Origin of the sequence: Sporanaerobacter acetigenes DSM 13106, from assembly GCF_900130025.1 — a bacterium.
In the GTDB taxonomy this organism is placed as follows: domain Bacteria; phylum Bacillota; class Clostridia; order Tissierellales; family Sporanaerobacteraceae; genus Sporanaerobacter; species Sporanaerobacter acetigenes.
The window spans coordinates 24737-37734 of the sequence record NZ_FQXR01000015.1; the positions used below are offsets into that span (position 1 = coordinate 24737).

At 31.1% G+C, this 12998-nt stretch carries 12 protein-coding genes; all 12 read right to left on the reverse strand.

Features of this window, described 5'->3' with window-relative positions; all coding sequences use genetic code 11:
• Positions 1 to 35: 35 nt before the first annotated feature.
• The 12 genes from BUA21_RS11910 to BUA21_RS11965 all read right to left on the reverse strand — a co-directional run bounded on the left by BUA21_RS11910 (position 36) and on the right by BUA21_RS11965 (position 12903).
• Positions 36 to 1373 (reverse strand): alanine/glycine:cation symporter family protein, encoded by a 1338-nt coding sequence (locus BUA21_RS11910; RefSeq protein ID WP_072745060.1) that lies wholly within the window; start codon positions 1371 to 1373, stop codon positions 36 to 38.
• Between the two features lie 115 nt (positions 1374 to 1488).
• On the reverse strand, positions 1489 to 2829 hold the full coding sequence (locus BUA21_RS11915) for an alanine/glycine:cation symporter family protein (protein ID WP_072745061.1): 1341 nt from the start codon (positions 2827 to 2829) through the stop codon (positions 1489 to 1491).
• Positions 2830 to 2967: 138 nt separating this feature from the next.
• The gene (locus tag BUA21_RS11920; RefSeq protein ID WP_199229071.1) at positions 2968 to 4707 is read right to left on the reverse strand and encodes an NADH-dependent [FeFe] hydrogenase, group A6; all 1740 of its coding nucleotides are present in this window, start codon (positions 4705 to 4707) and stop codon (positions 2968 to 2970) included.
• A gap of 23 nt (positions 4708 to 4730) precedes the next feature.
• Positions 4731 to 6524 carry an NADH-quinone oxidoreductase subunit NuoF gene (gene nuoF, locus BUA21_RS11925; protein ID WP_072745062.1) on the reverse strand — a complete coding sequence of 598 codons (1794 nt, stop codon included), beginning with the start codon at positions 6522 to 6524 and terminating at the stop codon, positions 4731 to 4733.
• Between the two features lie 36 nt (positions 6525 to 6560).
• Complete coding sequence (locus BUA21_RS11930) at positions 6561 to 6932, reverse strand: (2Fe-2S) ferredoxin domain-containing protein (protein ID WP_072745063.1); 372 nt, start codon at positions 6930 to 6932, stop codon at positions 6561 to 6563.
• Between the two features lie 16 nt (positions 6933 to 6948).
• The gene (gene nuoE, locus BUA21_RS11935; protein WP_072745064.1) at positions 6949 to 7434 is read right to left on the reverse strand and encodes an NADH-quinone oxidoreductase subunit NuoE; all 486 of its coding nucleotides are present in this window, start codon (positions 7432 to 7434) and stop codon (positions 6949 to 6951) included.
• A gap of 266 nt (positions 7435 to 7700) precedes the next feature.
• Positions 7701 to 8651: a calcium/sodium antiporter gene (locus BUA21_RS11940; protein ID WP_072745065.1), complete on the reverse strand. Its 951-nt coding sequence runs from the start codon at positions 8649 to 8651 to the stop codon at positions 7701 to 7703.
• Positions 8652 to 8774: 123 nt separating this feature from the next.
• Positions 8775 to 9632, reverse strand: a complete 858-nt coding sequence (locus BUA21_RS11945) for a DUF4367 domain-containing protein (RefSeq protein WP_072745066.1) — start codon at positions 9630 to 9632, stop codon at positions 8775 to 8777.
• A 43-nt stretch (positions 9633 to 9675) separates the two neighbouring features.
• Complete coding sequence (locus BUA21_RS11950; protein WP_072745067.1) at positions 9676 to 10245, reverse strand: RNA polymerase sigma factor; 570 nt, start codon at positions 10243 to 10245, stop codon at positions 9676 to 9678.
• Between the two features lie 265 nt (positions 10246 to 10510).
• A complete protein-coding gene (locus BUA21_RS11955) occupies positions 10511 to 11674 on the reverse strand; it encodes an amidase domain-containing protein (RefSeq protein WP_072745068.1) in 1164 nt (387 codons plus the stop codon).
• 283 nt (positions 11675 to 11957) lie between these two features.
• Entirely contained in the window at positions 11958 to 12434 is a 477-nt protein-coding gene (locus tag BUA21_RS11960; protein WP_072745069.1) for a hypothetical protein, read from the reverse strand.
• A 25-nt stretch (positions 12435 to 12459) separates the two neighbouring features.
• Complete coding sequence (locus BUA21_RS11965) at positions 12460 to 12903, reverse strand: hypothetical protein (RefSeq protein ID WP_072745070.1); 444 nt, start codon at positions 12901 to 12903, stop codon at positions 12460 to 12462.
• Between the last annotated feature and the right edge of the window lie 95 nt (positions 12904 to 12998).

Sequence of the window (12998 nt, forward strand, 5' to 3'; positions counted from 1 at the left end):
CCTTTTATCTAAACTTACATTATTGTACTATTATATCATATCTTGGATTCAAAATCTTTAAGGGATTCTGAAACTTTTGAACTTAAAATAAACAATGCAATGAGGTTTGGAATGATCATCAATCCATTAAACATATCAGCAATACTCCAAACAAGTTCCACTTCCAAAATCGAACCAAATACTACAAACAAAAGCACTATTATTCTATAATATTTTATTCCGCCTTTTCCAAATAAAAATCTTATATTTGCTTCTCCAAAAAAATACCAACCAATAATAGTAGAAAAAGCAAAGAAAAATAAACTTATAGCTATAAATGGATTCCCATATTTCCCAAACCCTGCTGTGAAAGCCATTTGAGTAAGTTCTGGCCCTGTAGCTCCAGAAGTATAAACTCCCGTAGTTATTATTACAAGAGCCGTCATTGTACAAATGACTACAGTATCTATAAAAACACCTACCATAGCAACAAGACCTTGTTCTCCAGGATGATTCACCTTTGCTACTGCATGAGCATGAGGTGTGGAACCCATTCCAGCTTCATTTGAAAATAGTCCTCTCGAAACTCCATACCTAATAGCCTCTTTTATTGTCACGCCCAAAACCCCTCCTGCAATTGCTTGGGGACTAAAAGCTCCTACAAAAATTGATCTAAATGCGGGTATTATTTGTCTATAATTTATTATTATTATTATTAAACTACCTACAATATATAATACTGCCATAAATGGTACTACCAATTCAGTAAAAGAAGCTATTCTAGTTATCCCTCCAATTAAAATCATTCCAGCTACAATTGCTGTAAATATTCCTATCCATATTTTATTTATTCCAAAAGCTCTATTAGCAGCTGCAGCTATGGAATTTGACTGAACCATATTCCCTACAAATCCTAGAGCAATTATGATTGCTATAGAGAAAAACACCGCCAATCCTTTACTCTTTGCTCCTTTACTTATATAATAAGCTGGCCCTCCTGTTATTTCACCATCAATTTTTTCCTTATAAATTTGAGCCAGCACAGCCTCAGCAAAAATTGTTGACATACCAAAAAAAGCACTTATCCACATCCAAAATATGGCTCCTGGCCCTCCTGAAGCTATGGCTGTAGCTACACCTGCCAAGTTTCCTGTCCCAACTTGGGCAGCTATAGCTGTGGCTAGAGCCTGAAAAGACGTCATACCATCTTTATCTGCTTTTTCACCTTTTTTAAAAATCCCACCAAATACTTGCTTCATACCTCTATTTATTTGTCTTATTTGAGGAAACCTAAGTTTTATAGAAAAATATATTCCTGTTCCAACAAGTAAAAAAATAAGTATATATCCCCATAAATAGTCATTAACCGTTTTTATAATACCTTCAAAAGTCATTTTTTTCTCTCCTTTCCTATATACTTATTTTTAGTATTTTCATTAATTAAAAAAATATATTGGACAAAAAATAACAAATCTCCAGTAAACTGGAGATTTGTTATTTTTTAAATTTCTAATTTTTAATTTTTTCATAATTAGATAAAGAATCTTTTACTTTTGAACCTAAAGCAAATAAGGCAATGACATTTGGAATAACCATAAGTCCATTAAATGTATCTGCCATATCCCATACAAGTTGTACTTCTAATGTTGAACCTAATACTAAAAATATAATAACCAGAAATCTATAATATTTAATTCCACTTTCTCCAAATAAAAACTTTACATTTGCCTCTCCAAAAAAATACCAACCAATAATAGTAGAAAAAGCAAAGAAAAATAAACTTATAGCTATAAATGGATTCCCATATTTCCCAAATGCTGCAGTGAAAGCCATTTGCGTAAGTACTGGACCTGTAGCTCCAGAAATATAAACTCCTGTTGTAAGTATAACCAACGCAGTCAAAGTACAAATAACCAAAGTATCAATGACAACTCCAGCTATTGCAACAAGACCTTGTTCTGCTGGATGATTTACCTTTGCTACTGCATGAGCATGAGGTGTAGAACCCATTCCAGCTTCATTTGAAAATAGTCCTTTTGAAACACCAAATCTTACAGCTTGCTTCATTGAAACACCAAAGACTCCTCCCGCAACTGCTTTAGGGCTAAAAGCTCCTTTAAATATCATTCCAAAAGCTGGTCCAATATTTTTATAATTCATTAAAACAATTATTATACTTCCAACTATATACAATAAAGCCATAAATGGTACTACCTTTTCAGTAAATGAAGCTATTCTGGACATTCCACCAGTAAATATCAAAAATGTTAGGAAGGCAATTATTACACCAATCAAAACTTTTGAAACATCAAAAGCATTGTTCATAGCTGCAGCTATGGAATTTGATTGAACCATATTCCCCACAAATCCTAAAGCAATTATAATTGCTATAGAAAAAAATACTGCTAGTCCCCTATTTTTTAATCCTTTGCTTATGTAATAAGCAGGTCCTCCTGTTATCTCACCATCAACTTTTTCTTTGTACGTTTGCGCCAACACAGCCTCTGCAAAAATTGTCGCCATGCCAAAGAAAGCACTTACCCACATCCAGAATATAGCTCCTGGACCACCTGATATTATGGCTGTAGCTACACCTGCCAAGTTTCCTGTCCCAACTTGGGCAGCTATAGCTGTAGCTAAAGCTTGAAAAGAAGTCATACCATCATTATCTGCTTTTTCACTTTTTTTAAAAATTCCACCAAATACTTGCTTCATGGCAGGATGTAGTTTTCTTACTTGAACAAATTTGAGTTTAAAAGTATAGTATACCCCTACTCCAACCAATAAGAAAATCAAAAGATAATCCCATAAAATTTTGTTAGTTATTCCTATGATTTTTTCAAAAACCATTTTTAATTCCTCCACCACTTTTATTTTTTTGTCATTTATTATTATTTTTTTTAAATAGTACCTATATTTTTATCAAATTTTATATTCAAAATCAAATTAAATTTTTGTTAAAAATAGACCCCAAAATGGGGTCTATTTTTAATCTATATACTTAGGTCTTTTTACATAATGAGTATGGAGAATTTCATGAGCTTTGTGACTATTTGGTTCTCCAAAATATTCTTCATAAATTTTTTGTATCATAGGATTTTCATGAGATTTTCTTATGACTTTTGCTTCATCTTCTTCATACAATGCATTAGCTCTCTTTAAAATATAATTTTCATTAGTTCTCACTAAATCACTGACAAATGGCTGCCCTCCACCATTTACACAGCCGCCAGGGCAACCCATTATTTCAATAAAATGATATTCTGCTTCCCCTTTCTTTACCTTTTCAAGCAAAGCATTCGCACAACCAGTACTATTTGCTACTGCCAATTTCACGTTTATATCACCTAGAGGTATTTCTGCTTCTTTTATTCCTTCTAATCCTCTAACTTCCTCAAATTCTATTTTCTCAAGTTTCTTTCCCGTAACTACTTCTGCTACAGTTCTTAGAGCTGCCTCCATGACCCCACCTGTAACTCCAAATATAACACTGGCTCCAGTAGATTCTCCTAATACTTCGTCAAAATCTTCATCTGGAAGTCTCATAAAATCTATTCCAGCTTGTTTAATCATCTTTCCTAGTTCTCTAGTTGTAAGAACTACATCTACATCTTGATATCCAGAAGCACTCAATTCTTCTCTTTTAGCTTCAAACTTTTTAGCAGTACATGGCATTATTGAAACTACAAATATATCTTTTGGATCTATTCCATTTTTCTCAGCATAATAAGTCTTTATTACAGCACCTAACATTTCATGAGGAGATTTACAAGTAGATAGATTGTCTAAAAATTCAGGATGATAGTGCTCACAGTATTTAATCCATCCTGGTGAGCATGAAGTAATCATAGGAAGTTTTCCGTTATTTTTAAGTCTATTAAGAAGCTCGTATCCTTCTTCCATTATAGTCAAGTCTGCAGCAAAATCTGTGTCAAATACCTTGTCAAATCCAAGACGTCTTAAAGCAGCGGCCATTTTCCCTGTCACTCTAGTCCCTATTGGAAAATCAAATTCTTCCCCTAGTGCAGCTCTAACTGCTGGAGCTGTTTGAACTACTACATGCTTTTTAGGGTTATCCAATGCTTCCCAAACCAAATCTATATTTTCCTTTTCCTTTAATGCTCCTACAGGGCAATTAACTACACATTGACCACAATTTATACAAGCTACTTCGGCTAATCCTTTATCAAATATAGGCCCTACTGTAGTATCAAAACCTCTATCTCTAAAACCTATGACACTTACTCCTTGAACTTTTTCGCAAACACTTACGCATCTGCCACAAAGTATACACTTTGTAGGATCTCTTACTATAGAAGGAGAAGAAGTATCAACAGATCTTATAGTTTTTGCCCCTTCAAATCTAATATCTCTTATACCTAGTTCTTCAGCAAGTCGTTGAAGTTCACATTTATGATTTCTATCACAAGTTGTACATTCTCTATTGTGATTTGATAAAATCAATTCCAAATTTAACTTTCTTGCATCTCTTACTCTCTTAGTATTAGTCTTGATAACCATGCCTTCACTTGTGGGTAGAACACATGAAGCTTTAAGAGTTCTTTGACCTTCAACTTCAACTAAACAAAGCCTACAAGCTCCTACTTCATTTATTCCTTCCAGAAAACATAATGTAGGTATATTTATACCCGCTTCTCTACAAGCTTTAAGAACTGTATAATTCTCTGGTACTTGTAGATCTTTTCCATCTATATTTACAGTAATCATATTCACTTTTTCCACCTCCACTCTTATCTCTTTTCTATAGCTCCAAATGGACATTTTTCTATACATGTACCACATTTAATACATTTCTCCGGATCAATAACATGAGTTTCTCTGACTTCTCCCGTTATAGCATCATTTGGACAATTTCTCTTACATAATCCACAACCTTTACATAAATCTTCTCTAATGACAAAGGTAAGCAATTTTCTACAGTGACCTGAAGGACATCTCTTTTCATATACATGAGCTTCATATTCATCTCTAAAATATTTCAATGTAGATATAACTGGATTTGGTGCTGTCTGACCTAGTCCGCAAAGAGCAGAATCTTTTATATTATTTGCCAATTCTTCAAGTTTCTCAATATCTCCAGGTTCCCCTTTCCCTGAGGTAATTTTCTCAAGTATTTCTAGCATCCTTCTCGTGCCAATTCTACAAGCCGTACACTTTCCACAAGATTCATCCACAGTGAAATCCAAGAAAAATCTAGCTATATCTACCATACAATTGTCTTCATCCATAACTATCATTCCACCAGAACCCATTATAGAGCCAAGCTTTGTCAATGATTCATAATCAACAGGTGTATCTAAATATTTTTTAGGAATACATCCTCCTGAAGGGCCTCCAGTTTGAACAGCTTTAAACTCTTTTCCTTTTGGTATTCCTCCGCCTATTCCATATATTATATCCCTTAAAGTAGTGCCCATCGGGATTTCTACCAAACCAGTATTTTCTATTTTACCTCCCAACGCAAATACTTTAGTTCCTGGGGATTTTTCTGTGCCAATACTTCTAAACCAATCTACGCCTCTTTGGAAAATAACAGGAATATTTGCATAAGTCTCTACATTATTGATTAAAGTTGGTTTTCCCCAAAGTCCTTCATTAGCTGGAAATGGTGGCTTATTCCTTGGCATACCCCTTTTACCTTCTATAGATTCTATAAGAGCAGTTTCTTCTCCACATACAAATGCTCCCGCTCCAAGCCTCAATTCTATATCAAAGTTAAATCCAGAATTCAAAATATTTTCCCCAAGAAGTCCATATTCTCTAGCCTGATTTATAGCTATTTGAAGTCTCTTAACAGCTATAGGGTATTCAGCTCTAATATAGACAAATCCCTGATCTGAACCAATAGCATATCCCGCAATAGTCATAGCTTCCAATATTGAATGAGGATCGCCTTCAAGAATACTTCTATCCATAAATGCTCCAGGATCCCCTTCATCTGCATTACATACTACATATTTTTTATCTCCATCAGCTTTCTTTGTAAAATCCCACTTAAGCCCTGTTGGAAATCCAGCTCCCCCTCTTCCTCTAAGTCCTGAATCCTTAACTACTTGAATCACTTCATCCCTAGTCATCTTAGTTAGAGCCTTAGCCAAGGCTTGATATCCATCATAAGCAATATATTCATCAATATTTTCCGGGTCAATAATTCCGCAGTTTCTTAATGCTACTCTAGTTTGCTTTTTATAAAAATCAACTTCATTGACAGATTTTATAACATTTTCTTCAACAGCTTCTTTAAACAACAATCTCTTTACAATTCTACCTTTTAGCAAATGTTCATCTACTATTTCATCTACATCACTAAGTTTCACATGACTATAAAAAACCCCTTCTGGATAAACTACCACATTGGGTCCAGATTCACACAATCCAAAACAACCTGTCATAACAACTTTTACTTCGTTTTCTAGTCCTTTTTCTTTTATTCTATCTTCCATTTTTTGTTTTATCTTATCTGAATTCGAAGAGTGACAACCAGTTCCTCCACAGACTAGAACATGAGCTCTATATAAATTCATCCTGAAATCCCCCTTTACAAATTATTGTCTCAGCTCTTATTCACTTTTATATGAACCTATAGTGTACTCATTGACAACGTTTCCATTTACTATATGCTGGGCTACTACTCTTCTAGCCTTTTCAGGAGTCATCTCTATATAAGTTACTTTTTCCTTTCCTGGTTCATACACTTCAACTATTGGTTCTAGCCTACATAAGCCAATACATCCTGTCTGACTTACTACAACATTCTCTAGCTTCCTTTTGGAAACTTCTTCTAATAGCGCAGTCAAAACAGGTCTTGCTCCTGCTGAAATACCACAAGTTGCCATACCTACAACTATTCTTATTCTCTCTTTATCCGTTCTTAAATTCATCTTTGCTAGAGACTCTTCTCTTATCTTGTTTAATTCCTCAATACTTTTCAAACAATTCACCCCCAATTTATTTATACTTCTCAAGAATACCTTCTACAGCATCAGGAGTTAATCTTCCATAAACTTCATCATTTATAACCATGACAGGAGCCAAACCACAAGCTCCTAAACAACGAGTAGCTTGCAATGAAAACTTACCATCAGCAGTAGTTTCTCCAACTTTAATGTTTAAAAGTTCTTGAACCTTGTCCAATATTTCCTGGGAACCTTTTACATAACAAGCAGTACCTAGACAAACTCCTATAGTATACTCGCCTTTAGGTATTAGTGAAAACTTAGAATAAAAAGTAGCTACTCCATATACTTCTGACAAGGGCGTGTTTAATCCTTCAGAAATAATATTTTGAACTTCAAGTGGGAGATAGCCAAAAATATCCTGGGCTTCATGAAGAACTGGCATAAGTGCACCTTTTTTATCTTTATTTTCTTCGATAAATAATTCTAATTCATGAATTTTTTCTTTATTTTTTTCCCAATCAAAATTTAACCCCATTTTCTAGCCTCCTTTTTATTAAACTTCAAAATAGGCAGCACTCTCAAAAATGCAGCCTATATTTTGCCTATTTGGAATATTCGAAATCTTTTCAATTATATGTATTATATCGTTTTTTACTACTTTATGTCAACATAAAATCAAATTTCATTTTTATATTATATAATCCATGGAAAAGCCTTAATTTTCCCTAATATAAAACTTTCTGAAATAATTTTAAAAAAGCTTTATTTATTAAATTTTTAATAGAAATTTTTTTAGAAAATTTAAAATAGTATTATAAGATATAATATATAGATTGAAAAAAGTAATATTCCAACCTTCCTACTTATCTCTTCCTTCAAAATTCCGGAAAGAATAAATATTGTCATTATCAATAAAGAATAAGGAACATCTAAAAAAATTGTTTGAGGTAAAATAAGAAGCCCATTGTCACTGACAAGAGTTGAACCACCTAACACTACAGTCAAATTCAAAATATTTGCTCCCAATATATTCCCAATAGATATATTTTCTTCTCCTTTGGCAATTGCAACTACAGCTGTAACTAATTCTGGCAATGATGTTCCTACTGCCAGTAGTGTAAGACTAACTATTTGTTGAGGTACTTTAAATATCTGAGCAATTTTAACTCCACTATCTACTAACATATGTGCTCCAATAATTATAAACCAGGCACCTAATCCAAATTTTATTATATTTATGATTGTATCTTTTTTAGTTCCATTAGAATAGTTTTTAGTTTCTTCAAAGCCTGCATCGGTACTTTTTGCCTCTAGTACATTTATCAATATAAATAGTGCAAACATAAGTATGAGATAAAAACCCTCTTTAAATTGTACAACTCCATCGCTAGCAAATGCATAAAATATAAGCAAATATACTATCATTATTATTCCTTTTACAGTAAAAGACTTTTTCTTTATCTTTATAGGCTTTATACATGCACACAATCCAATAATGAATGCAATATTACAAATAGTTGAACCTATGGCATTTCCTACCGCCATATCCGAATGTCCTTCATTGCTTGCAACTGTAGACACAAAAAATTCTGGTAGTGTAGTAGCTATGCTCACAATAGTAGCCCCTATTATCATGGGAGATATTCCAGTTTTTTTAGCTATCCAAATTGCAGCATCTACAAAAAAATCTCCTCCTTTAACTATAGTTAAAAGCCCTATAAAAAAAACAACAAATACTAAAAAAGTATCCATCTAATCCACCAACCATTTCATAAATTATAATATATGTATATAATTAAATCTTTTGATATATTACTATAAACTAAAAACTCCCACTTAACATATATGATAAGTGAGAGTTTTATCATTCTATAACTAATTGTTATACATTGAATCAATAATTTTCTTTGTTTCTTCTATAGATATATCTCCACAAGTTGTATATATTGCATTTTTATATGCCCAAACTCCTTGAGTTTTTAAATTATTCTTCATAATATAATGATTTATATTGTTTTTTGTATAGACAACTACTTTTGTATTATCTTTTTCAATCAAAGCACTATCATTTATGTCTCCATTGTTTTCTTTATAAATATTCATGTAAATAAGTAGTTCTTTATCATCACAACTATAATTTAATGCAAGAATAGTTTTTTTAGGAAGATTGGTTTTTTCAGCATATTCAAAAATAAAATTATCAGGTATCCACAGAGGAATTTTAGGTTCAGGAACAATGTCTTTTAAAGCTTCATCTATACTATCATAAATATTACTTTCAGCAAGCCCATTTACATTTGTTTTGTTTTTTTCTTCACTCTTCTCTTCTCCTTCTATAGTTAAATAAAAAGCTTCACTACTCCATTCCGATATTATTTTAAAGATATTGTATCCATTTGCATTTGCAATAAAACCTGTTATTGTAAATATGAAAAACATACATGCTGCAATTTGACTAAAGGTTTTACCGGAAAATCTTGACTTCTTCTTTGATTTTTCCCACTGTTTGTATCTTTGATCGACATTCTTTCGCATTTCTAGTATTTTTTTATCCGAAACAGTTTCTATATCATCAATCATTGCTACAGTTTTTATACATTCATCAATTAAATCCGTATCTACATTTATAGCATCAATTTCAAGTGCTTTATAAGTAATACAATACATTCTATTTTTAATATTATCATCACTTTCTTCTGATGAAATAATTTTCAAAAATTCATCGTTTCCCATAAATAATCCCTCCATGTATACTAATATCTCTAAATATAAAATCTTACATATTTTTTCCTATATATTGATTAATTTCTTTTACTGCTATTTTCTTAATTTTCAATTTTAATCTATAAATTCTTGTATATATAGCAGAAACAGAAATATTATGTTTTTCAGCCATTTCTTTAACAGGCTTTTTTTCAACAAAATAATCCATATAAAATTGATACTCTTCTTCTTTTAACCGTTTTAAAACATCTATTTTTAGCTTATCCACGTCAATTTCATCATCAATAACTTTTTCTAATTCATCTAAAACAATTTTGGAAGAACAAATAATTTCATCTGGTACTGTGATTTCATACTTATTTTTAATGTAATATTTTCTAAAGGAATTGTTTATTAAGTTTTTAGCTGTTACATACAACCAACCTTTAATATTAGGATGCTTTCTCAACTTTTCTATTTGTTTTTTTGCCTCTAAAAATGTCTCCTGTGTACATTCTTCTACCATATCATTAAGGTTTTTATCTCCTTTAGTTAGATATACACAGAATTCATAAACATCCTTAAAATACTTATTACATATTTCATTATAAAAATCATCATGGCTCTGGACATTTTTATTCATAAGCTTTCCACTCCACATAAATAAATGTAAATTTTACTTTGTAAAATATTTCTATATCAATTTTATAATACCAAAAAATACATGTTAAAGCAATTTAACTTTCCTTTATTCTTAAAACTTTTATCAGGTTTTTTTACATATCAAGACAAAAAAGGCTTTATGTAAACCGAACACATAAGGCCTTTTTTTGTTCAATACTAAAATCCATAAATTCTATTTTAGATAATACTCTTTTTAAATCATACTGAAGTAAACTTTAACAAGATTATTGAAGAACATAATATTCCCAATTGGAATTTTTGGAATATGCTGTCTTTAACCTATCATTCGTATGTCCACTAAATTGTCGTGTAACAGTATCATTTTTAACAATCATTACAGTGTGGTATCTATGTCCATCACTGTTCTTCATCATTATAACACCACCTGCATTAGCATTTTCATAATCAGATTTCTTCCAATACTTTTTCGTACTCACCATATAATTTGTCAAACTTTCACAATTCACCCATGCTGTTGAACCAGCCTTCCAAGTGCTATCTGTAGGCAATCCTCCAGCTTTTAGTGATTGAGATACATAATTAGCGCAATCATTGTGGCAATACCAATTATAATTCGAATTATATTTTGAAGTATCCATTAATGCTTTACCATGAGGACATTGTTTGGTTGTATTAGATGTATACTTATTAGCATAATCTCTTGCCGCTATTCTGTCATAACCAGAATACAGATTAGGTAAAATTTCTTCGTTACAAATAATGACTGACTCGGAAATTTCAGTTTCTAAATATTCAAACCCTTCCTTTTCAAGTTCTTGTGAATTTTTAGGTAATATTTCTTCAGCAGGTATGAATTCATCTATATTCTCTGCAAACATTTTTAGGGTAGATATATCAATTTCTCCATCCTTTACACTTGCAGTTATTTTAAATATAAAATTTGTATCATCTGCTTGTCCAATATATTGCTCTAAATCTTTAATTTTATCAATAATGATTTTTGAAGCAACTTCTATTTGTCTATCGCTTAAATTGCTCTTATTAGCAGCTGAAACCATATTTATAGTATTATCATCCGATTCATATGAAAATGTATTCAAATTAACTCTTTCTAGCATACCTTTTACATATGGTAATTCTTCAACACATTTAGCTTTCAATACACTATTCATAGTCGCCTTTGCTATAAACTCAACATTACTACTTTCATCTACATCTACTTCATCAAATATAACTTTTACATCATTTATATCGTAGTATTCTGAATATCCTTCAACTAAAAAATCTTCGATATAATTTTTCAGAATTTCTTCGCAGTTGCTCTTTTCTAGACCATTACCAATTCCTTGTGAAAAACTTATATTTGTACATGAAATTAAAGTAAAAATCATAATTAATAATATGCTCCACATTTTTTTTACTTTCATAATATGATCTCCCCCATAAATTTTTTTATATTACCAATACCTTCTAATTATTTTAATCTTAAACTTTCATACTATCATACCCCCTATTTTTTCTATTACTTAGCTCATTGCATAATCCTCCAAGCTCTTTATTAACTATCCCCTTCATATATACTAATATCTTCAACCTTAAAATCTTACACTCATTTTTAAACCTTTTATCAAAGTTTTTTCTACATATTGAGACAAAAAAAGAGCTTTATATTTAGCTCTTATTTTGTCATGTTTTTAAAAATCCCTCAATTTATTTAATTCTATCTATACTTTTTTGAATGTTTGAAATATCATCTTCCATTTTGTTGTACTCTTCACAATATTCCTTCTCATCGTCACCATAAGGAACATCAGTAGGATAAGTTATAGATATTATACCTTGCTCATCTTCATATATTTTATCTATTAAACATATATCTTCATATTGCTTTTGTAGTTCTTCCCATTCTTCTTTTGTATTAGAAATATGCAGCGTAAATAATTCAATTTTTCTTCCATCATCTAAATCATTCTTGTGATAAAAATATAACTCATTATTTACCTCTTCTATATAGTATTTCCCTTCCCATGATTTAGGCAACTGAAGGCTAAAATTATATGTGTCATTCTCATATTGAATATAATCTTTAGAAGTTTCAATACTATTATCTCTTGAGGTACTAGATTTACATCCGGTAAAAGTAAACACCATTATAAAAATCATAAGCATTAATAAATATTTTTTCATTATAAGCAACTCCCTTCAATATGTTTTATTTTTTTGCAGTAACAGTGTTTGAAACTGCTATTTTAGTATCTGAACCATTGCTATCTTGAGCATAAAATTTCACTAAAGCCCTATACTGTTCTCCAACTTTCCCTTTATATGTGAATAAATAATTACTCATTGAAGAATCATATGCATATACATCTCTATCCAACGTGTCTACTGTACTCCATCTTCCATTTTCATATTTTTGAATTTTTATATATTCAAAACCAAGTTTTTTCATTTTTTTTGTAGCTGTTAATTCCGCATTTACTTGAATTTTTCCATTAGTTTCTGCTTTTATTTTCAAATTTGTTGAAACAAAATAGTCACTTGAAAGTGGCACCACTACATCAATATTGTCTGCTATAACTGTTTTAGGAATAGATAGTGAACTTATCATCCCAATCAATAATAAAGTTATAATTCTCCTCATTATAATTGCCATTTAAAATTTCTCCTTTCCTTATATATTTTTATGTATCACAATCCACGATATCCCTCCTTTTATTACTTATTCCCTTCATATATACTAATGTCTTT

Bases quoted from the DNA above. Each gene is read 5' to 3' on its own strand.
- BUA21_RS11955 (WP_072745068.1), bottom strand. From the start codon at position 11,674: ATGAAAGTAAAAAAAATGTGGAGCATATTATTAATTATGATTTTTACT.
- BUA21_RS11960 (WP_072745069.1), bottom strand. From the start codon at position 12,434: ATGAAAAAATATTTATTAATGCTTATGATTTTTATAATGGTGTTTACT.
- BUA21_RS11950 (WP_072745067.1), bottom strand. From the start codon at position 10,245: ATGAATAAAAATGTCCAGAGCCATGATGATTTTTATAATGAAATATGT.
- BUA21_RS11965 (WP_072745070.1), bottom strand. From the start codon at position 12,903: ATGGCAATTATAATGAGGAGAATTATAACTTTATTATTGATTGGGATG.
- BUA21_RS11920 (WP_199229071.1), bottom strand. From the start codon at position 4,707: ATGATTACTGTAAATATAGATGGAAAAGATCTACAAGTACCAGAGAAT.
- BUA21_RS11945 (WP_072745066.1), bottom strand. From the start codon at position 9,632: ATGGGAAACGATGAATTTTTGAAAATTATTTCATCAGAAGAAAGTGAT.
- BUA21_RS11915 (WP_072745061.1), bottom strand. From the start codon at position 2,829: ATGGTTTTTGAAAAAATCATAGGAATAACTAACAAAATTTTATGGGAT.
- nuoE (WP_072745064.1), bottom strand. From the start codon at position 7,434: ATGGGGTTAAATTTTGATTGGGAAAAAAATAAAGAAAAAATTCATGAA.
- nuoF (WP_072745062.1), bottom strand. From the start codon at position 6,524: ATGAATTTATATAGAGCTCATGTTCTAGTCTGTGGAGGAACTGGTTGT.
- BUA21_RS11910 (WP_072745060.1), bottom strand. From the start codon at position 1,373: ATGACTTTTGAAGGTATTATAAAAACGGTTAATGACTATTTATGGGGA.
- BUA21_RS11940 (WP_072745065.1), bottom strand. From the start codon at position 8,651: ATGGATACTTTTTTAGTATTTGTTGTTTTTTTTATAGGGCTTTTAACT.